Source organism: Nocardioides cynanchi (assembly GCF_008761635.1).
In the GTDB taxonomy this organism is placed as follows: Bacteria; Actinomycetota; Actinomycetes; order Propionibacteriales; family Nocardioidaceae; genus Nocardioides; species Nocardioides cynanchi.
Genome location: NZ_CP044344.1, coordinates 3,519,673 through 3,537,960, shown reverse-complemented (window position 1 = coordinate 3,537,960; position 18,288 = coordinate 3,519,673). Strand labels below are relative to the sequence as shown.

The window sequence follows — 18,288 nt, the reverse complement described above, 5'->3', positions numbered from 1 at the left end:
CTATGTGTTCGCTGCGGCGACCGTCCTGATCGGCTTCGTCTGGTGGGTCCGCCGGCCCCATCATCATCGCTCCGGCGGTGGTCGGTCGCGCGATGGTCATGTCGGGAGCAGCCACAGCCTCGCCGACTTCGTCCCTGAGAAGCATCCACCGGCGGTGCCGCCGGTCGACGAGTACCACGGCGACTGAGTTCAGGATCCGGTCGTGACCTCGTCGAGCTCGACCAGGTCGGCCTCCGTCGGCTGCCAGCGCAGCGCGGCCGCGTTGCTGCGGACCTGGTCGCCCGAGGTCGCGCCCGAGATCACCGAGGCCACAGCCGGCTGGGCGGCGAGACCCGCGATCGCCACGTCGAGCATCGAGAGGTCGCGGGCGGCGGCGTACGCCTCGAGGGCCTCGATCCGGTCCCAGTCGGCTCGCTCCAGCCAGGGAGACGGAGCGCTCGCCGCCCGGCTGCCGGCCGGAGCGGCCTCGCCGCGGTGGTACTTGCCGGTGAGCAGGCCGTACTCGAGCGGGAAGTAGGGCAGCACCCCGAGCCCGAACTCCTCGCAGGCCGGCACCACGTCGTCCTCGATCGTCCGGTCGAGCAGCGAGTAGCGGTTCTGCACCGAGACGAAGCGTTCGAGACCCGACGTGCGAGCGGTCCAGTCGGCGTCGGCGACCTGCCAGCCGGCGACGTTGGAGCAGCCGAGGTAGCGCACCTTGCCCTCGCGGACCAGATCGGTCAGGGCCGACAGGGTCTCCTCGATCGGGGTGACCGGGTCGGGCTCGTGGAGCTGGTAGAGGTCGATGTGGTCGACACCGAGCCGACGCAGCGACGCCTCGACGGCTCGGCGCACGTAGGCCCGGGAGCCGCGGACCCCGTGGTCGGCGCCGTTCGCCCCCTGCATGTCCATGCCGAACTTGGTCGCCAGCACGAAGTCGTCACGGCGACCCTCGAGCGCCAGGCCGAGCAGAGCCTCGCTGGCCCCGTCGCCGCCGTACACGTCGGCCGTGTCGAGCAGCGTGACCCCGGCGTCCTGAGCCCCGTCCAGGATGTCGTTGACCCCCTCGAGGTCCACTCGCCGGCCGAAGGCGTTGCAGCCGATCCCGACCGCGCTGACGATCAGGCCGGAGTCGCCCAGCGGGCGGTAGCTCATCTCGCTCATGACTCGACCCTAGCCAGCGGACGGAGGCACCCGGTCGGGAGGAGACGAGCTCATCCGGTCGAGGTCGCGGACCGCGAAGCCGTGGTGCTCGTGCTCCTCGTTGAGCACCGTGCGCAGGCACTGGACGACCGACCGGCCGCGGGCGTACGTCGGCCAGCCCGGGCCGTCGGGCACCGGCGCCGGCTCGAGCAGGTCGGCGGCCGACACGGTCGCGAGCCACGTCTCCAGCTCGGCCGCCTGCCTGTCGCGCACCGTCAGCACCTCGGCCAGCCCTGGTTCGGCGGAGCGGTCGAGGCCCTGCTCTCCCTCGTCGAACACGTAGTCCGGACCGAGGCCGAACGGCGTGAACAGGGCCGTGGAGCCGAGCACGCAGCGCCGGAACCACGAGTCGTGCACGAACACCAGGTGGCGCAGCGTCTCGACCGTCGACCACTCGTCGTCGACGCGCCGGTGCTCGCTGCCCGGCGGCATGGCGTCCAGCCGCTGCACCGTCGTCGCCCAGCCGGCGCGCACCCGGCGGCAGGCCTCCCGCAGGTCGGCCGGGTCGTCGGAGCGGATCAGCAGCCGGACCGGGTGGCGACGGTCGAGCTCCTGCTCGACGTAGCCACTCACCTCCACGCCGTTCACGACGAGGTTGGAGACGAGCCCGTCGATCTCGGCGTCGTCCATGACCACGCCGATCAGGCGGGCGTTGCTCAGCACGCACTCGCGGAACTCGGCACCGGTGAGGTCCTGCTCGAGGAATCGCTCCATCCTGGCACCCTAGGACTCGGCGCCGACAGGGCCTCCCGGGCGATGACAGGATGGGGGGATGCGCATCCTGTCGATCCAGTCGTCGGTCGCGTACGGGCACGTCGGCAACTCCGCGGCGACCTTCCCGCTGCAGCGGCTGGGGCACGAGGTCTGGCCCGTCCACACCGTCGTCTTCTCCAACCACACGGGCTACGGCGCGTGGGGCGGCCCGCTGCTCTCCCCCGACGACGTCCGCGCGGTGATCACCGGCATCGCCGACCGTGGCGTGCTCGGCACCTGCGACGCCGTGCTGTCGGGCTATCTCGGCGGCCCGGGCATCTGCGACGTGGTCGTCGACGCGGTGGCCCAGGTCAAGGCGGCCAACCCACGCGCGACGTACACCTGCGACCCGGTGATGGGAAACGCCACCAGCGGATGCTTCGTGGACCCGGCGATCCCGCCGATCATCCGCGAGCAGGTCGTCCCGGTCGCCGACCTGATCACCCCCAACCAGTTCGAGCTGGGCTTCCTCACCGACACCTCGCCGGAGTCGCTCGGGTCGACCCTCGACTCGGCCGACGCGGCCCGGGCCCTGGGCCCGGCCACGGTGCTGGTCACCTCGGTGCTGCGTCCCGACCGGCCCGACGACACCATCGAGATGCTGGCGGTGACGGGTGAGGGCGCGTGGACGGTGCGCACACCCCGACTGCCGATCAAGGTCAACGGCTCCGGAGACCTGACCGCGGCGTTGTTCACCGCGCACCTCGCGGAGACCGGCTCCGCGGCCGACGCGCTGGCCGCGACCGCCTCGACGGTGTACGCCGTACTCACCGCGACGATGGAGTCGGGCGAGCGGGAGCTGCGGATCATCGCGGCGCAGGACGCCATCGCCCGCCCCGACTGCGAGTTCGAGGTCGAACGGGTGCGCTGAGCTGGGTCCACCGGCGTGATTCGGCGCCCCATCCAGCCGAGCCGGATGAGGCACTGGGCCACGCCGGGGGGGACGCGGCTCCCGGCCGCTCTCAGGGGGGTGATGAAGCGGCCTCGAACAACAGAGTAACCGCTTGCCCTCCGGCGAGGCACATTCTGGCAACTTTTTGCGAACCAGCTCTCCGAGCACGATCCGCGCGAGGCGTGGCCGGTGGGGCCGCCGCGGACATACTGAGCGCCATGGACGACGACCCGGGCTTCTTCGAGGCCTTCGACACGGTGCTCACGCCGCTGCTCGAGCACGAGGCGCTGGCCGGGCTGGTGGGTGGTCTGCACTCCTCCGGCGCGCTGGCGGCCCTGCTCGGAACCGTCGCCCGGGACCGCGTCGCGCCGACCCTCGGCCTCGCCGAGCCGGTGGCGGAGAGCGTCGTGGCCGCACTCCTGACGCACCAGGTGCTGGAGGAGGACCCGCACGGCGGCCTGCGCCTGACTCCGTTGTGGCGCGCCCTGGTCGCCGACGACGCCTACTCCGACCTCGGTGACAACCTCCGGACCGGGCTGATCATGGGTCGGCTGCTGGCCGGGATCGGAGCCGGTGACTACTGGAGCATGCCCCCGGACGACCGCCTCGTCCTGGCCCGCGCCGTGTCGCCGAACCCGTACGCCGCGGGCCTGGTCGCGGCGTTCCGTGCCGACATCGCAGGCGATCCCGACCGGGCCGACCTGCTGACCGGCTGCCGCCTCCTCGAGCTCGGCTGCGGAGTGGCGGGGCGGATCCTGACCACCCTGCAGGCGGCGCCGGGGCTGACCGCGGTCGGCGTCGAGCTCAGCCCCGACCTCGCGGCCGAGGCCGCGCGCCGAGCCGCTGAGCTGGGCCTGAGCGACCGCTTCAGCGTCGTCTGCGGTGACGCCGGCGACTACACCACCGAGGAACCGTTCGACCGGGCCTTCTGGAGCCAGTTCTTCTTCCCCGTCGAGTCCCGCCCGGGAGCCCTGGCGGCCCTGCACGCGGCGCTGCGGAGCAGAGGCATCGCCACGGCTCCCCTCGCCGGCGACGAGCCGGGCGACGCGCTGTTCCGCGTGATGCTGGCCTCCTGGGGTGTCCCGCTGCGCACCGCGGACGAGCTGATGGCCGAGGTGGAGGCGGCCGGCTTCACCGAGGTCGAGGTCGTCGGGGTCGGCGAGCCCGGGCCCAGCTCGGTGCGCTTCCGACGCCCCTGACAGGGCTCCGAGCCTGGGGTTCGCCGACGCGAACGTCAGGGAACGCACGTCTTCGGACCAGTCAGATCCCCGACACTCGAACGTGCCAGGACACTGGGACTTGCCACCGACAGGCAGAGCCGCGTGAGAGATTCGAACTCTCGACATTCGCATTACAAGTGCGACGCTCTGGCCAACTGAGCTAACGCGGCGCGCCGCGAGGATGCGGCCGGGACAGCCTAACGACGCTGACGGGACGCCGTCCCATCGACCGGGAGCCCGATGCCGCCGGCCGATCACGCAGCCAGGAAGGCGTCCACCGAGCGCCGGATCCCGGCCGCATCGAGCCCGTGGGCGCGCTGGTGCTCGGCCGGGGACCCGTAGTGCCGCAGCTCGGCGCGGCGGGTGCCGAGTGCCAGCAGCCGATGGGGTACGTCGACCAGTGCGTCCGCGACGCAGCGCGCCGACGTGCCGGCGAGCCACGGCTCGACCAGCACCACCTCCGGGGTGCCCAGCAGCCGACGCAGGGCCGGACCGTCGAAGGGCCGCACCGTGTGCGTGTAGAGCACGGTGACATCACGCTCGGCGGTCGCCGTCAGCACCTCGTCCAGGACTGGGCCGAAGGCGATCACCGTCGCCCCCGCCCCACGTCGTACGACGTGGAGGCCGGGGCCGACGAAGGAGTCGGCGTTCGTCTGCCCCACGACCCGCACGTAGTGCAGCCCCTCCGCCGCCACCGCACTGCGGAGCGCCGCGTCGGTCTCGGCCGCGGTGCCCGGCGCGTGGATCGCCACGTCCGGGAGGGTGTCCATCAGCGCGACGTCGCCGGGGGCCTGGTGCGTCCGACCGGCGGTCGACGCGTCGAACGACCCACCGACACCGACGAGCACGCCGCCGACTCCCTGGTGACCGAAGCCGAGCTTGACCTGCTCGAAGGTCCGCTCGACCAGGAACGTGCCGAACGTGTGCACGATCGGCCGCATCCCGGTCAGGGCCATCCCGGCGCCGACGTTGACCAGCAGCTGCTCGCGGATGCCGACGTTGAGCGCCCGGTCGGGGTGACGGCGAAACGCCGTCCCGAAGAAGCGGGCCGAGATCTCGGCGATCACCAAGGCGGTGGACAGGTCCTCGTCCAGGAGGTCTGTGGCGGTGCGTGCGAACTGCGTGCGTGGGTCCCGGGTCGGTGTGGTCATGCCGCCTCCCCCTGCCCGTCGAGCACGGTGGCGACCACGGCGTTGGGCCGGCCCACACCACGCTCGGAGAGCGCCTTCTCCAGTGCGTCGTGGTCCCGACCGTCGACGGTGGTGACCTGCCAGCCCTCCGTGGTGAACCGCTCCGCGATCCGCCCGGGTACGGCGTAGCTCGTGCTCCGGTTGTCCACGACCACCACGGTCACGGCGTCGAGACCGAGCGCGGCGGCGAGCTCGAGGGCCTCGTGGTTGGACCCCTCGTCGAGCTCGGCGTCACCGACCAGCACGACCACCCGCGAGTCGATGCCCTGCGCACGCAGGCCCAGCGCCGTGCCCACCGCGAGCGGGAGCCCGTGCCCGAGCGAGCCGCTCGAGATCTCCACGCCGGGGACGAGGTTGCGGTCGGGGTGATGGCCCAGCGGCGAGTCGAACGTTCCCCACGCCGTGAGCCACGACTCGGGGAAGAAGCCGCGGTCGCAGAGGACGGCGTAGTAGGCCATGGGCCCGTGTCCCTTCGACAGCAGGAAGCGGTCGCGGCGCGGGTCGTCCACCGTCTCCGGGGAGACGTCGAGTACGCGTTCGTAGAGCACCCGCAGCACGTCGAGGGTGGAGATCGAGGCGAGGGAGTGCTTCTCGTCGCCGGTCATCAGGGTCAGCAGTCGTCGGATGTCGTTCACGGACCCATCAGACAAGTTGAAGTCAACTTGAAGTCAAGGCAGGCTGTCGGTGTGGACGACCTCACCATCGGCGAGCTGTCGGAGCGCTCCGGCGTCGCCGCCAGCGCCATCCGCTACTACGAGGGCCGCGGCCTCGTCTCCGCGCGTCGTACCACGGGAAACCAGCGCCGTTACGCGCGGGCGACCCTGCGGCGGCTCGCGTTCATCCGGACCGCCCAGCGGGTGGGCCTCACCCTCGAGGAGATCGAGGCGGCGCTGGCCACCCTGCCCAGCAACCGGACCCCCACCAAGGCCGACTGGACCCGGCTCAGCCGCAGCTGGCGGCCGCTCCTCGACGCCCGGATCGCCCAGCTCGAGCGGCTGCGCGACACCCTCGACTCGTGCATCGGCTGCGGTTGCCTGAGCCTGCGCCGCTGCGCCCTCAGCAACCCCGGCGACGAGGTCGCACCCCGTGGCCCGGGGGCGGTCATCCTCGAGGGTCGCTGAACGCTGCCCGGGCAGCCCCGAGCACTAACCTGACCTCATGGCGCTGCACATCGTGGCCAGCCGACCGGACCCGGCCCTGGTGCGGCTGCCCTGGTCCACGCCGCTCGAGGAGTGGTCGGACGACTACGTCGTCCCGCTCCCGCGCGGCCTGAGCCGGCACATCGTGAGGATCGTCCGGTTCGGTGAGCGCACCTACGCGATCAAGGAGACCCAGGAGGACATCGCGTTCCGCGAGTACCGCCTCCTGCGCGACCTCCAGCGCCTCAACCTCCCCGCGGTCATCCCTCAGGGCGTGGTCACCGGCCGGGTCGACGCAACGGGCGAGGAGCTGTCCTCGGCGCTGCTCACCCAGCACCTCGCGTTCTCCCTGCCCTACCGGGCGCTCTTCGCGCACGGGCTGTCCGCCGAGAGCCTGCCCAGCCTGGTCGACGCCCTGGTCGTCCTGCTCGTGCGGCTGCATCTCGTGGACTTCTACTGGGGTGACGTGTCCCTGTCCAACGTGCTGTTCCGGCGCAGCGCCGGCGGGTTCGCGGCGTACCTCGTCGACGCCGAGACCGGCGAGCTGCGCCCCACCCTGTCGCGGCAGATGCGGGAGTACGACGTGCAGGTCGGCTGCGAGAACGTCTTCGCCGAGCTGCTCGACCTCCAGGCCGGAGGCGCGATCGGGCAACACGTGCAGGGACACGAGATCGTCCAGCTGATCCAGAAGCGGTACGACGAGCTGTGGGGCGAGCTGACCGCGGAGCAGGAGTTCGACGCGGCCGAGATGTGGCGGATCCAGGAGCGGATCGAGCGCCTCAACGACCTCGGCTTCGACGTCGACGAGCTCGACATCGTCACCGACTTCGACGGCGACCGGATCCGGATCCAGCCCAAGGTGGTCGAGCTCGGCCACCACCGCCGCGAGCTCCAGGCACTGACCGGGCTCGACGTCGAGGACGCCCAGGCGCGCCGCCTGCTCAACGACCTCGCGGCCTTCATCGCCCACTACGACCTCGGCCGCGAGGACCGCGGCCTGGCCGCCAACCGCTGGCTGACCCAGATCTTCGAGCCGATCATGGCGATGGTGCCCCCGGAGGCCCGGGGCAAGCTGGAGCCGGCCGAGATCTTCCACGAGATCCTGGTCCACCGGTGGTACCTCTCCGAGCGCGCCGGGGCCGAGGTCGGCATCTTCGACACCGCGCGCGACTACATCGACACCGTGCTGACCACCAAGCCCGACGAGCTGGTCGCCGCGGACGAGCCGCCGGACGCCTGACCTCGCCTCACCGCAGCAGGTCGCGCCCGATCACCATCCGCTGGATCTGGTTGGTGCCCTCGAAGATCTGAGTGACCTTGGCGTCGCGGAAGAGCCGCTCGACGGGGTAGTCACGGGTGTAGCCGTTGCCGCCCAGCACCTGCACCGCGTCGGTCGTGACCCGCATCGCGGCGTCGGAGGCGGTCAGCTTGGCGATCGACGCCTGCCGGCTGAAGGGCCGGCCGGCGTCCTTGAGGCGGGCGGCGTGGAGGTACGTCGCCCGGGCACGCTCGACATCGGCCGCCATGTCCGCGAGCAGGAACTGGAGCCCCTGCAGCTCGCCGATGGTGCGGCCGAACTGCCGGCGCTCCCCGGCGTACGCCACCGCGTGCGCCAGCGCCGCCTGGGCGATCCCGGTGGCGACGGCGGCGATCCCGAGGCGGCCGGCATCGAGCGCCGAGAGGGCGACCTTCATCCCGGCACCCTCGTCGCCCACCAGCTGGGCTGCCGGGATCCGGGCGCTGTCGAAGATCACCTGGGTGGTGACGTCGCAGGCCAGGCCCATCTTCTTCTCGGGGGCACCGAAGGCGACGCCGTCGAGGTCGCCGGGCAGCACGAAGGCCGAGAGCCCGCGCTTGGCGTCGTCGGAGGTGCGGGCGAAGAGGATGTAGTAGTCAGCGCAGGAGCCGTTGCTGATCCACTGCTTGGTGCCGTTCACGACGTACGCGTCGCCGTCCAGGGTGGCGCGGGTGCGGATCCCGCTCACGTCCGAGCCGGCCTGCGGCTCGGACAGGCAGTAGGCACCGAGCCAGTCGCCGGACAGCATCCGCGGCAGCCACTCCTCGCGCAGCGCCGCGCTGCCGTTGACCGCCACGACGTTCGCGGTCAGGCAGTGCACGCTCATCCCGACCCCGACGCTGGGCCACGCCGTCGCGATCTCCTCGACCACCTGCAGGTAGGTCTCATAGGGCTGCCCCCCACCGCCGTACTCCTCGGCGAACGGCAGGCTGAGCAGCCCCGATCGGCCGAGCAGGCGGTATGCCGACTCCGGGAACTCGCCGCGCTCCTCGGCCTCGTGGACCTGGGGCGCGAGCTCCTTGGTGGCGATCTCACGGGTCAGCTCGAGCAGCGCCTCGCCGACCCCGTCGTCGTCGCGCGGCAGCAGCCGCTCCACCGTCGTACCCACCCGGCCGATGATGCCACCCTGTGACACTTCCTCCCGACCCGGCATCCGACCGTCACATCCACCCACTCCGCCCACTCGGCGCAAAGAGGCACCCACAACCCGCTGAGTCGGCACGAAGAGGCACCCACAACAGGCTGAGTCGGCGCAAAGTGGCAGGCAAAGGACACCGAGTCGGCACAAAGTGGCACCGGGATCGGCGGCTCTCCGTCCGTCTGCGCCGACTCGGCGGGTATCCGATGCTTCTTTGCGCCGACTCGGCATGCCTCAGCTGCCACTTTGCGCCGACTCAGCGGGTTGTGACTGCCTCTTTGTGCCGAGTCAGCGGTGTTGGGCCAGGGCGTAGAGGGCGATGGAGGCGGCCACGCCCGCGTTGAGGGACTCCAGGGACGACGCCATCGGGATCGACATCAGCCGGTCGCAGGTCTCGCCGACCAGGCGGCCGAGCCCATCGCCTTCGGAGCCGACGACCAGCACGAGCGGGCCCGTGGCCAGCTCGGTGTCCGCGATCAGCTCGGGCAGGGTCAGGTCGCCGGAGGCGGCCAGGCCGATCACCTGGCAGCCGGCGTCCTGGTAGTCCTTGAGCGTCCGCACCAGGTTGGTCGCGTGCGCCACCGGGATCCGGGCCGCGGCGCCGGCCGACGACTTCCAGGCGGCCGCAGTCATCCGGGCCGCCCGCCGCTCGGGTACGACGACCCCGTGCGCGCCGAAGCCCGAGGCCGAGCGGACCACGGCGCCGAGGTTGCGCGGGTCGGTCACCGAGTCGAGGGCCACGATCAGCGGCGACTCCCCTCGCTCGGCGGCGAGGTCGAGCAGGTCGGTGGGGTGGGCGTACTCGTACGCCGGGATGCGTGCGGCCAGCCCCTGGTGGACCGCCCCCTGGGTACGCCGGTCCAGCTCGGCCTTGGTGACCTCGAGCAACGAGATGCCACCCTCGGCCGCCAGCTTGAACGCCTCGCGCAGCCGGGCGTCACGGTCGGTGCCCTCGGCGACGTACACACCGCTGACCGGCACGCCGGCCCGCAACGCCTCCACGACGGGGTTGCGTCCGGCGATCCACTCGTCGTCGCCGCTGCTGCGCCGCTTCGGGCGCGCGGAGGCTGCCTGCTCGGCCTTCGCCTTGAACTTGTAGGCCTTGTGGTTGGGGCGGTCCGCGGCCTTCGGCGTCGCACCGCGACCCTCGAGCCCGCGCCGCACCCGGCCGCCGGACCCCGCCGTCGGCTTCTTGGACTGCTTGCGGATCGCGCCCTTGCGACTCGAGTTCCCTGGCATCAGCTGTCTCCGCTCGAAAGGGTCCACGTGGGTCCGTCGGGGGTGTCCTCGACGTCGATCCCCGCGGCGGCGATGGTGTCCCGGATGGCGTCGGCGCGAGCCCAGTCCTTGGCTGCACGCGCCTCGGCGCGCTCAGCCAACAGTCCGGCCACCAGCGAGTCGACGGCGGAGGTCAGCCTGTCGTCGGCAGAGCCGCCGGACGACGGCCAGGCCGGGTCCGCCGGGTCGAGCCCGAGCACGTCGAGCATCGCGCGCACGGAGTGGGCGGCCTCCTCGGCCGACGCACCCTCGTCCATCAGCCGGTTGCCCTCCCGGACCCGGTCGTGGACGACCGCCACCGCGGCCGGCGTACCGAGGTCGTCGTCCATGGCGGCGACGAACGCGTCGGGCAGGTGGCCTCGGCTCCGCTCGACCCCCGGGGCGACGTCGGCACGGTCGAGGAACGACTCGATCCGCCGGAACGACTTCGCCGCGTCGTCGAGCGCCTCGAAGGAGAACTCCACGTGCGAGCGGTAGTGCGCCGCCACCATGTAGTAGCGCAGCTCGATGCCCCGCACCCGCTCGAGCACCGACGGGATCAGCAGGGAGTTACCCAGGGACTTCGACATCTTCTCGCCGGCGGTCGTGATCCAGGCGTTGTGCAGCCAGTACGACGCGAACGCCTGGCCGGCCGCCCGGGACTGGGCGAGCTCGTTCTCGTGGTGGGGGAAGCGCAGGTCGACGCCGCCGCCGTGGATGTCGAACGCCGGTCCGAGGTACTTCGCCGCCATCGCCGAGCACTCGATGTGCCAGCCGGGGCGGCCCGGGCCGTAGGCAGACGGCCACGCCGCGGTCTCGGGCTCGAGCGCCTTCTTCCAGCCCTTCCACAGGGCGAAGTCGCGCGGGTCGCGCTTGCCGCGCGGGTCGGCGTCCTCCGCGGCCTCCATGTCGTCGATCCGCTGCCGGGTCAGCTCGCCGTACGACGGCCAGGAGCGCACGTCGAAGTAGACGTCGCCCGAGCCGTCCTCGGCGGGGTAGGCGTGCCCGCGCGCGACCAGCTGGGCGATCAGCTCCAGGATCTCGGGCACGTGCCCGGTCGCGGCCGGCTGGTAGGTCGGCGGCAGCACGTTGATCGCCTCGAGCGCGCGGTCGAGCTCGCGACCCATCAGGTAGGCGATGTTGAACCACGGCCGCCCCTGCGCCTCGGCCTTCGCCAGGATCTTGTCGTCGATGTCGGTGACGTTGCGGATGAAGGTGACGTCGTAGCCCGAGGCCGTCAGCCAGCGCCGGAGCACGTCGAAGTTCACCGCCGAGCGGACGTGGCCCACGTGCGGCTCGCTCTGCACAGTCAGCCCACAGACGTAGATGCCCGCCCGGCCCGCCTCGAGGGGGACGAAGTCACGCGTCTCACGCGTCGCGGTGTCATGGAGCCGGAGAGTCACCCACCAATCGTAGGGGTCCGGCGAGGACCGTCCGATTCGACGCGGATGAGCGGTCGGCCGCAGCGAGCAGGCCGGCACGGGCGGTCGCGTCGCCTATCGTCGTGGGGTGCCCCGCCGGATCCGGTACGACGCCTGGTCACCCGCCGACGGCCGGGTCAGCCGCCCCGGCGGTGTGCGCTCCTGGACCTCGCCGTGGTGCGAGCCGGGCTTCGTGATCGACGACCTGGTCGCTTCGTGGGCGGCCACGACTCCACGGGGCAGCTGGATCGAGGTGAGCACTCAGGCACCCGACGACGGCACCTGGCACAGCCTGGGGCGGTGGGCGTCCGGCCGGAGGCCGGCCCACCGGACCAGCATCGGCGGCGACCCCGAGGTGGACACCGACGTCTGGCGGCCGACCGGCGGCGCGGATGCCTACCGGCTCCGGGTCGCCCTGCATCCCTCACCGGCCGGCCGGGCACCCACCCTGACCCGGATCGGGGCGGTGGTGTCCAGCGGCGCCGTGCGGGCGACCACGTCGCGGCCCGCGGGAGTGGAACGGCTGCTCGACGTGCCGCGTCTGAGCCAGATGAGGTGGAGCGAGGTCGGCGGCACCGGGTGGTGCTCGCCGACGGCGGTCTCGATGGTGCTGGCGCATCTCGGCAGGCTGCCACCGGGCACCGACACCGAGCCGGCGGACGTCCCTGCCGCGGCCCACGCGGTCTTCGACCGGGCGTACGACGGCACCGGCAACTGGTCCTTCAACACCGCCTGGGCGGCGAGCGTGGCCGACCGCGCGTTCGTGACCCGCCTGCACGACCTGCGCGACGCCGAGGCGTTCCTCGAGGCCGGCATCCCGCTCGTGGCCAGCCTCGCCTACGGCCCCGGCGCCCTCCCCGGCGCCCCGACCCGAGCCACCGACGGGCACCTCCTGGTGATCCGCGGCTTCACCGCGGCCGGCGACGTCGTCGCCAACGACCCTGCCGCGCCGAGCGAGCGCAGCGTCCGCCGTACCTACGACCGGGCCGGCTTCGAGCGCGCCTGGCTGGACGGCGCGGGCGGCCTCGTCTACGTGATCCACCGCGACGACCAGGTGCTCCCGGCGCTCGTGCGGGGCGAGGTCCGCTGACCGGCCCCACCCGTGCCCGTCCGGGCACGTCGTCCACGTCCGGGTGATCTGGATGGCCGGGGCGAGCTTCATGCACGGCGGAGTGCCGGGAGGTCCGCCGGACGGCCCGCGCCAGGCCCTGATCGTCACCGCCGATCCCGCCACGGGACGGCCGTGCCTGATCGGCGCGTCGTACTCGCACGTGCGGCCCCGGCCCGGCGAAGTGCTCCTCTACGGGAAGGCCGGGTCGAGCGGCTAGCCCGCCTGGAAGGAGATGGTGTGCCAGCCCGAGGCGCCGTTCGGCGCCGGGGCGGCCTGTACCGCGGTCTGCACCTGGCCGTTCTTGTTGGTGGCCCGCACCCGGAGACTGTGGCTCCCCGACGGCACGTCGAGGGTCGCGTCCCACTGCACCCAGGCGTCGTCGAGCTCGGTCCGCCCCAGGTGCGCCGGCTGCCACGGCCCGGCGTCGAGCTGCACCTCGACCGCGCGGATCCCGATGTCCTGCTGCCAGGCCATCCCGCCGACCCGCACCTTCCCGGCGGTGACCGAGTGCCCGTTGCGGGGTACGTCGATCCGCGACGCGAGCTTGACCGGGCCCTGGGCCGACCAGCCCCGCTCGGTCCAGTACGCCGTGAACGCGTCGAACGTCGTGACCTCGATGTCGCGCACCCACTTGCACGCCGACACGTAGCCGTAGAGCCCCGGCACCACCGTCCGCACCGGGAAGCCGTGCTCGATGGGCAGGGGCTCGCCGTTCAGCGCGATCGCCAGCATCGCGTCGCGCCCGTCGGTGACCGCCGAGATCGGCGTCCCGCAGGTCCACCCGTCGTCGGAGGTCTGCTTGAGAGCGTCGGCACCGGCCTGGACCCCGGCCTCGTCGAGCAGGTCCTGGAGGCGTACGCCGCTCCACCAGCCGTTGCTGATCAGGTTGCCGCCGACGGTGTTGGAGACGCAGTTCAGGGTCACCCACGCCTCGGTCCGCTTGCGCCGGAGCAGGTCGTCGTAGGTCAGCGTCAGCTCGTGGTCGACCATCCCGTGGATCCGCACCGTCCAGTCGGCCGGCGCGATCGCGGGCGGGCTCAGCGAGGTGTCGATCCGGTAGAAGCGGCCAGCCGGCGTCGCCCACGCCTCGATGCCGTCCAGCCCGACCTCGGTCCCGGCGGGCACCTTCGGCGGAGTCACGCCGGTGAGCGTGAGCGACCTCCGCGCCGCGTCGACCTTGCGCAGGCGACCGCCGGCCCTCCACCCGATGCCACCCACCACCGCGCTGCCCACCCCGACCGCGGCAGCTCCGAGCAGGAAGCGACGGCCGTTGTCGACGTCGAGGAACGGTCGCGGTCGCAGCTGGGCGACGAGCAGCGCGAGCACGACCGTCCAGGTCAGCACTCCGACCAGGATCGGCAGGACGCCGGCGACCGGGGGGTTGAACTGGGACTGCTGCGCGACCAGCCCGATGACGCCCAGCACGATGAACAGGCCTATCCCCCAGTCGGTGGCGCGCCGTGCCGCCAGCCCGATCCCGGCGAAGCAGAGCAGGAGCACGACGAGGACCCCGGTCACCAGCAGCGGCTTGTCCTTGTGCCCGACGGCCTGGATCGCCGACTCGGCGACGTTGCCCGGAGTCAGCTTGATCACCAGCTCGGCGACCTGCGTCACCGGGTTGCCGCGGAGGTTCAGCAGGCCCGAGGTCAGGTAGCTGGTGGCGAGGCCGGCCAGGCCGGCCAGCAACCCGGCCAGCAGCCAGGGCCATCGCGAAGTCCGCACCCTCCGATTGTGTCTCGGGCATGATCGACTCCGTGGCCTCCACTCCTTACGGTCCGCGAACGGGCATCGGCACCGACGTCCACCGTCTCGCCGACGGGGTGCCGCTCCACCTGGCCGGCCTGGCCTGGCCCGACGAGCCGCAGGGGCTCGAGGGCCACTCCGACGGCGACGTGTGCGCGCACGCCATGTGCGACGCCCTGCTCTCGGCCGCCGGACTCGGCGACCTGGGGAGCAACTTCGGTACGGCGGAGCCCGCATGGGCCGGTGCGTCCGGCGTCGCGCTGCTGACCGAGACCGCGGCCCGGGTCCGGGCCGCCGGGTTCGAGATCGGCAACGTCAGCGTCCAGGTGATCGGGAACCGGCCCCGGCTCGGCGCCCGCCGGGACGAGGCCGTCGCGGCGCTCTCCGCGGCGGTCGGTGCCCCCGTGTCGCTCGGCGCCACCACCACGGACGGTCTCGGCCTGACCGGTCGCGGTGAGGGTGTCGCGGCGATCGCCACCGCTCTCGTGCACTGACCCCGAGGCCATCTCGCCGGGCGGAGCTGCGGCGCTCGTGCCCCTCCCCATCCGACTGGGCCGACCCGCACGGGTGTGCGCTGCCTCGGGCAACTTTCTGGGTCGGGGCTCTTGCCAGCGTGACCCCCGTCACCTACCCTCTGGACAAACGTGAGTGATAGTTGCACATATGTGCAGATCAGGAGAGTCGATCCCCGTGCCTCATCCCCTCGCCGACGCCGCCACCGCCCGATCCACCCTGGTCACAATGTGGGAGATCCGCCGCTTCGAGGAGGCCGTCGACGACCTCTTCGCGCGCGGCCTGATGCACGGCACCATGCACCTGTCCATCGGCCAGGAGGCCTCGCCGACGGGCGTCTGCCTCGCCCTGCGCGAGACCGACGCGATCACCTCGACCCACCGCGGTCACGGGCACTGCATCGCGAAGGGGGCCGACCTGGTCCGGATGATGGCCGAGCTCCTGGCCAAGGAGACCGGCTACTGCCGCGGCCGTGGCGGCTCGATGCACATCGCCGACGTCGAGACCAACAACCTCGGCGCCAACGGCATCGTCGCGGGCGGCATCCCGATCGCCGCCGGCGCTGCCCTGGCCTACAAGCTCCGGGGCGAGGACCGCGTGGTCGCCTGCTTCTTCGGCGACGGGGCGGTCAACGAGGGCGCGTTCCACGAAGCGGTCAACCTGGCCGCGATCTGGCACCTGCCGGTCGTGTTCATCTGCGAGAACAACAAGTACGGCATGTCGTTCTCCACCGAGAAGTCGATGCTGGTCCACCACGTCGCCGAGAAGGCCGCCGGCTACGGCATCCCGGGCGTCACCGTCGACGGGAACGACGTACCCGCCGTCTACGAGGCCATGGAGACGGCGGTCGCCCGGGCCCGGGCCGGCGAGGGCCCGACCCTGCTGGAGAACGTGACCTACCGGTGGAAGGGCCACAGCAAGTCCGACAAGAACCTCTACCGCACCCGCGACGAGATCTCGGAGTGGCAGGAGAAGGACCCGATCCCGCACTTCGAGGCCCAGGCCATCGAGGCCGGCCTGCTCACCGCCGAGGACGTCGCCGCCGTCCGCGACGAGGTGGTGGCCACTCTGCGCGCCGCGGTCCGCGAGGCCAACTCCGCCCCCGACGCCGACCCGTCCGACCTGCTCGACAGCGTCTTCGCCCAGGCCTGAAGGAGCCCCTGACATGACTGACCAGACCCGCGTCATCACCTACGCCGAAGCCATCCGCGAGGCCATCGGCCAGGCCATGGACGCCGACGACCGCGTCTTCATGCTCGGCGAGGACATCGGCGTGTACGGCGGAGCCTTCGGCGTCAGCGGCGACCTCTACGGCCGCTTCGGCGGCGAGCGGATCCGCGACACCCCGATCTCCGAGCTCGGCATCGTCGGTGCCGCCGTCGGCGCCGCGCTGGCCGGCATGCGCCCGATCGTGGAGATCCAGTTCTCCGACTTCACCAACCAGGCGATGGACCAGATCGTCAACCAGGCCGCCAAGATCCACTTCATGCTCGGCGGCGCGGCCAACGTGCCGCTGGTGCTGCGGGCGCCGCTGGGCTCGGGCACCGGCGCCGCGGCCCAGCACTCCCAGAGCCTGGAGGCGTGGTTCGCCCACGTGCCCGGTCTCAAGGTCGTGATGCCGGCGACCGCCGAGGATGCCAAGGGCCTGCTCCTGGCCGCCATCGACGACCCCAACCCGGTGATCGTGCTGGAGCACAAGCTGCTCTACCGCACCTCCGGGCCGGTCGCCGAGGAGGCCTTCCGCACCCCGCTCGGCACCACCGCCGTACGCCGTCAGGGCCGCGACGTCACCGTCGTGGCCACCGGGATCATGGTCAGCCGGGCGCTCGAGGCCGCCGAGGTCCTCGCCGAGCAGGGCATCGACATCTCCGTGGTCGACCCCCGGACCCTCACGCCGCTGGATGCCGGGCCGATCCTCGACGACGTCTCCACCACCGGTCGCGCCCTGCTCGTGCAGGAGGCTCCGGGCCACGTCGGCTACACCGCCGAGCTCGCCGCCAGGATCGCCGAGTCCCCGGCGCTGTACCGCCTGCTGGCCCCGATCAAGCGGCTCAGCGGTCTCGATGTCCCGATCCCCTACGCGCCTCAGCTCGAGCGGTCCGTCGTACCCCAGGTGGCCGACATCGTCGAGGCGGCGCAGACCCTGGTCAAGGAGTCCTGATGGCACGCCGCCCCATCCGGATGCCCAAGATGTCGATGACCATGACCGAGGGCGAGGTCTCGACCTGGCTGGTCGAGGTGGGCGCCGAGGTGCGCACCGGCGACCCGGTGTGCGAGGTGATGACCGACAAGGTCGACATGGAGGTCGAGAGCACCGTCTCGGGCACCCTGGTCGAGATCGTGCACGACTCGGGCATGGTCGACGTCGGCGAGCCGATCGGCTGGGTGGAGAGCGACGACGAGGACACCGACATGCTCGGCGACCTGTTCGAGCCGGACGACGAGACGCCCGCCGCTGCCCCGGACCTCGTGCCGGAGGCCGCACCGGTGGTCCCGGAGCCGGAGGCACCGGGTCCGGAGCCGGTGGCGGACGACCGCCCGGTCGCGGCAGTGCCCCGCGCCCGCGCCCTCGCGCTGGCTCACAGCCTCGACCTGGCAACCGTGACCGGCAGCGGTCCCGACGGTCTGGTCACGGTCGCCGACGTGGAGGCGTTGGCCGACCGTCCGGCGCCCGCTGCGGCGGTGGCCGCCCCGGCTCCCGTGGCACCCGAACCCACACCGCCGCCGGCCGCCGCACCGCGGCCACCGGCCTCCCCCGACCGTCGTACCGCCGTACGCCGGGTGGTCGCGCGCACGATGACCCCCAGCGCCGCGATCCCGCAGTTCACGGTCTGGCGCGAGATCCGTCTCGACACCGCCGACGCCGCTCGGGCGGGCGTCTCGTGGACCACGGTGCTCCTGCGGGCCTACGCCGCCGGCCTGCGGGCCGTGCCGGAGCTGCTGTCCCGCTGGGAGGACGGCGGTCCCACCGAGCCCGGCCCGCCGGCCGTGGCGCTGGCGGTGGCGACCGACCGAGGCCTGCTGGTGCCGACGTTCGTCGAGCCCGACCTGGGCGAGGCCGCCGACCGCGACCGCGAGCTCCGGGCGGTCGTGCAGGCCGCGCAGACCGGCAAGGTCGACCCGGCGTACATGGCCGTGGCCAACGCCTCCCTGTCCAACCTGGGCGGCCTCGGCGTGGACCGCTTCAACGCGCTGCTCACGCCGCCCCAGGGAAGCGTGCTGGCCCTGGGTTCGATCCGACGTCGTCCGGTGGCGGTGCCCGGCGGGGTGGGGCTCGCGCTCACGCTCGAGGCCGGCCTCACCGTCGACCACCGGATCGCCGACGGCGCCCACGGCGCCGCCCTGCTCGACGAAATCGTCCGATACCTGGGCTGAAACCCTTGACGTGACCTGCGTCACAACGGTACAACTACCCGAACGTTTGTGAATCAT

General features: G+C 72.3%; 18 protein-coding genes and 1 tRNA gene. 10 read left to right on the top strand and 9 right to left on the bottom strand.

Annotated features, from left to right (window positions below; translation table 11 throughout):
* Positions 1-189: 189 nt before the first annotated feature.
* Together E3N83_RS17135 and E3N83_RS17130 are read right to left on the bottom strand one after the other, a co-directional pair.
* Positions 190-1,143, bottom strand: coding sequence for an aldo/keto reductase (locus tag E3N83_RS17135; RefSeq protein WP_202879259.1), 954 nt, complete (start codon positions 1,141-1,143; stop codon positions 190-192).
* 9 nt (positions 1,144-1,152) lie between these two features.
* On the bottom strand, positions 1,153-1,896 hold the full coding sequence (locus E3N83_RS17130; RefSeq protein WP_151084355.1) for a DinB family protein: 744 nt from the start codon (positions 1,894-1,896) through the stop codon (positions 1,153-1,155).
* Positions 1,897-1,954: 58 nt separating this feature from the next.
* On the opposite strand from E3N83_RS17130, the gene pdxY reads away from it, so the two are divergent.
* Both pdxY and E3N83_RS17120 read left to right on the top strand, forming a co-directional pair.
* Positions 1,955-2,806 (top strand): pyridoxal kinase PdxY, encoded by an 852-nt coding sequence (gene pdxY / locus E3N83_RS17125; RefSeq protein ID WP_151084354.1) that lies wholly within the window; start codon positions 1,955-1,957, stop codon positions 2,804-2,806.
* A gap of 239 nt (positions 2,807-3,045) precedes the next feature.
* Entirely contained in the window at positions 3,046-4,026 is a 981-nt protein-coding gene (locus tag E3N83_RS17120; RefSeq protein ID WP_151084353.1) for an SAM-dependent methyltransferase, read from the top strand.
* 117 nt (positions 4,027-4,143) lie between these two features.
* On the opposite strand, the gene E3N83_RS17115 is transcribed toward E3N83_RS17120, so the two are convergent.
* From E3N83_RS17115 to E3N83_RS17105, 3 genes are all read right to left on the bottom strand, one after another.
* Positions 4,144-4,217 (bottom strand) — tRNA-Thr (locus tag E3N83_RS17115).
* A gap of 84 nt (positions 4,218-4,301) precedes the next feature.
* Positions 4,302-5,198 (bottom strand): transketolase family protein, encoded by an 897-nt coding sequence (locus tag E3N83_RS17110; RefSeq protein ID WP_151084352.1) that lies wholly within the window; start codon positions 5,196-5,198, stop codon positions 4,302-4,304.
* Positions 5,195-5,872, bottom strand: a complete 678-nt coding sequence (locus tag E3N83_RS17105; protein ID WP_238342957.1) for a thiamine pyrophosphate-dependent enzyme — start codon at positions 5,870-5,872, stop codon at positions 5,195-5,197. The genes E3N83_RS17110 and E3N83_RS17105 overlap by 4 nt, the downstream gene beginning before the upstream one ends.
* A 51-nt stretch (positions 5,873-5,923) precedes the next feature.
* Between E3N83_RS17105 and soxR the strand changes: the two genes are divergently transcribed.
* Both soxR and E3N83_RS17095 read left to right on the top strand, forming a co-directional pair.
* Positions 5,924-6,358 carry a redox-sensitive transcriptional activator SoxR gene (gene soxR, locus E3N83_RS17100; protein WP_151084351.1) on the top strand — a complete coding sequence of 145 codons (435 nt, stop codon included), beginning with the start codon at positions 5,924-5,926 and terminating at the stop codon, positions 6,356-6,358.
* Positions 6,359-6,395: 37 nt separating this feature from the next.
* Positions 6,396-7,616, top strand: a complete 1,221-nt coding sequence (locus tag E3N83_RS17095; RefSeq protein ID WP_151084350.1) for a DUF4032 domain-containing protein — start codon at positions 6,396-6,398, stop codon at positions 7,614-7,616.
* A 7-nt stretch (positions 7,617-7,623) separates the two neighbouring features.
* Here E3N83_RS17095 and E3N83_RS17090 read toward each other — a convergent pair whose 3' ends face one another.
* The 3 genes from E3N83_RS17090 to cysS form a co-directional block, all read right to left on the bottom strand.
* Positions 7,624-8,781, bottom strand: coding sequence for an acyl-CoA dehydrogenase family protein (locus E3N83_RS17090; protein ID WP_238342956.1), 1,158 nt, complete (start codon positions 8,779-8,781; stop codon positions 7,624-7,626).
* A gap of 318 nt (positions 8,782-9,099) precedes the next feature.
* On the bottom strand, positions 9,100-10,050 hold the full coding sequence (gene rlmB, locus E3N83_RS17085) for a 23S rRNA (guanosine(2251)-2'-O)-methyltransferase RlmB (protein ID WP_151084348.1): 951 nt from the start codon (positions 10,048-10,050) through the stop codon (positions 9,100-9,102).
* Complete coding sequence (gene cysS / locus E3N83_RS17080; RefSeq protein ID WP_151084347.1) at positions 10,050-11,471, bottom strand: cysteine--tRNA ligase; 1,422 nt, start codon at positions 11,469-11,471, stop codon at positions 10,050-10,052. The genes rlmB and cysS overlap by 1 nt, the downstream gene beginning before the upstream one ends.
* Before the next feature lie 106 nt (positions 11,472-11,577).
* Between cysS and E3N83_RS17075 the strand changes: the two genes are divergently transcribed.
* Positions 11,578-12,579, top strand: a complete 1,002-nt coding sequence (locus E3N83_RS17075) for a peptidase C39 family protein (RefSeq protein WP_151084346.1) — start codon at positions 11,578-11,580, stop codon at positions 12,577-12,579.
* A gap of 52 nt (positions 12,580-12,631) precedes the next feature.
* Entirely contained in the window at positions 12,632-12,817 is a 186-nt protein-coding gene (locus tag E3N83_RS17070; protein WP_151084345.1) for a hypothetical protein, read from the top strand.
* Here the strand turns inward: E3N83_RS17070 and E3N83_RS17065 are convergent.
* Complete coding sequence (locus E3N83_RS17065; protein ID WP_151084344.1) at positions 12,814-14,322, bottom strand: molybdopterin-dependent oxidoreductase; 1,509 nt, start codon at positions 14,320-14,322, stop codon at positions 12,814-12,816. The genes E3N83_RS17070 and E3N83_RS17065 overlap by 4 nt on opposite strands.
* 20 nt (positions 14,323-14,342) lie before the next feature.
* Here E3N83_RS17065 and ispF point away from each other — a divergent pair, with 20 nt between their 5' ends.
* The 4 genes from ispF to E3N83_RS17045 all read left to right on the top strand — a co-directional run bounded on the left by ispF (position 14,343) and on the right by E3N83_RS17045 (position 18,231).
* The gene (gene ispF / locus E3N83_RS17060) at positions 14,343-14,837 is read left to right on the top strand and encodes a 2-C-methyl-D-erythritol 2,4-cyclodiphosphate synthase (RefSeq protein ID WP_151084343.1); all 495 of its coding nucleotides are present in this window, start codon (positions 14,343-14,345) and stop codon (positions 14,835-14,837) included.
* A gap of 196 nt (positions 14,838-15,033) precedes the next feature.
* The gene (locus E3N83_RS17055; RefSeq protein WP_202879257.1) at positions 15,034-16,008 is read left to right on the top strand and encodes a thiamine pyrophosphate-dependent dehydrogenase E1 component subunit alpha; all 975 of its coding nucleotides are present in this window, start codon (positions 15,034-15,036) and stop codon (positions 16,006-16,008) included.
* A gap of 13 nt (positions 16,009-16,021) precedes the next feature.
* Positions 16,022-17,017, top strand: coding sequence for an alpha-ketoacid dehydrogenase subunit beta (locus E3N83_RS17050; RefSeq protein ID WP_151084341.1), 996 nt, complete (start codon positions 16,022-16,024; stop codon positions 17,015-17,017).
* Positions 17,017-18,231: a dihydrolipoamide acetyltransferase family protein gene (locus E3N83_RS17045; protein ID WP_151084340.1), complete on the top strand. Its 1,215-nt coding sequence runs from the start codon at positions 17,017-17,019 to the stop codon at positions 18,229-18,231. Before E3N83_RS17050 ends, E3N83_RS17045 begins: the two co-directional genes overlap by 1 nt.
* The last annotated feature ends 57 nt before the right edge of the window (positions 18,232-18,288 follow it).

Bases quoted from the DNA above. Each gene is read 5' to 3' on its own strand.
- E3N83_RS17135 (WP_202879259.1), bottom strand. From the start codon at position 1,143: ATGAGCGAGATGAGCTACCGCCCGCTGGGCGACTCCGGCCTGATCGTC.
- E3N83_RS17130 (WP_151084355.1), bottom strand. From the start codon at position 1,896: ATGGAGCGATTCCTCGAGCAGGACCTCACCGGTGCCGAGTTCCGCGAG.
- pdxY (WP_151084354.1), top strand. From the start codon at position 1,955: ATGCGCATCCTGTCGATCCAGTCGTCGGTCGCGTACGGGCACGTCGGC.
- E3N83_RS17120 (WP_151084353.1), top strand. From the start codon at position 3,046: ATGGACGACGACCCGGGCTTCTTCGAGGCCTTCGACACGGTGCTCACG.
- E3N83_RS17110 (WP_151084352.1), bottom strand. From the start codon at position 5,198: ATGACCACACCGACCCGGGACCCACGCACGCAGTTCGCACGCACCGCC.
- E3N83_RS17095 (WP_151084350.1), top strand. From the start codon at position 6,396: ATGGCGCTGCACATCGTGGCCAGCCGACCGGACCCGGCCCTGGTGCGG.
- rlmB (WP_151084348.1), bottom strand. From the start codon at position 10,050: ATGCCAGGGAACTCGAGTCGCAAGGGCGCGATCCGCAAGCAGTCCAAG.
- E3N83_RS17070 (WP_151084345.1), top strand. From the start codon at position 12,632: ATGGCCGGGGCGAGCTTCATGCACGGCGGAGTGCCGGGAGGTCCGCCG.
- ispF (WP_151084343.1), top strand. From the start codon at position 14,343: ATGATCGACTCCGTGGCCTCCACTCCTTACGGTCCGCGAACGGGCATC.
- E3N83_RS17050 (WP_151084341.1), top strand. From the start codon at position 16,022: ATGACTGACCAGACCCGCGTCATCACCTACGCCGAAGCCATCCGCGAG.
- E3N83_RS17045 (WP_151084340.1), top strand. From the start codon at position 17,017: ATGGCACGCCGCCCCATCCGGATGCCCAAGATGTCGATGACCATGACC.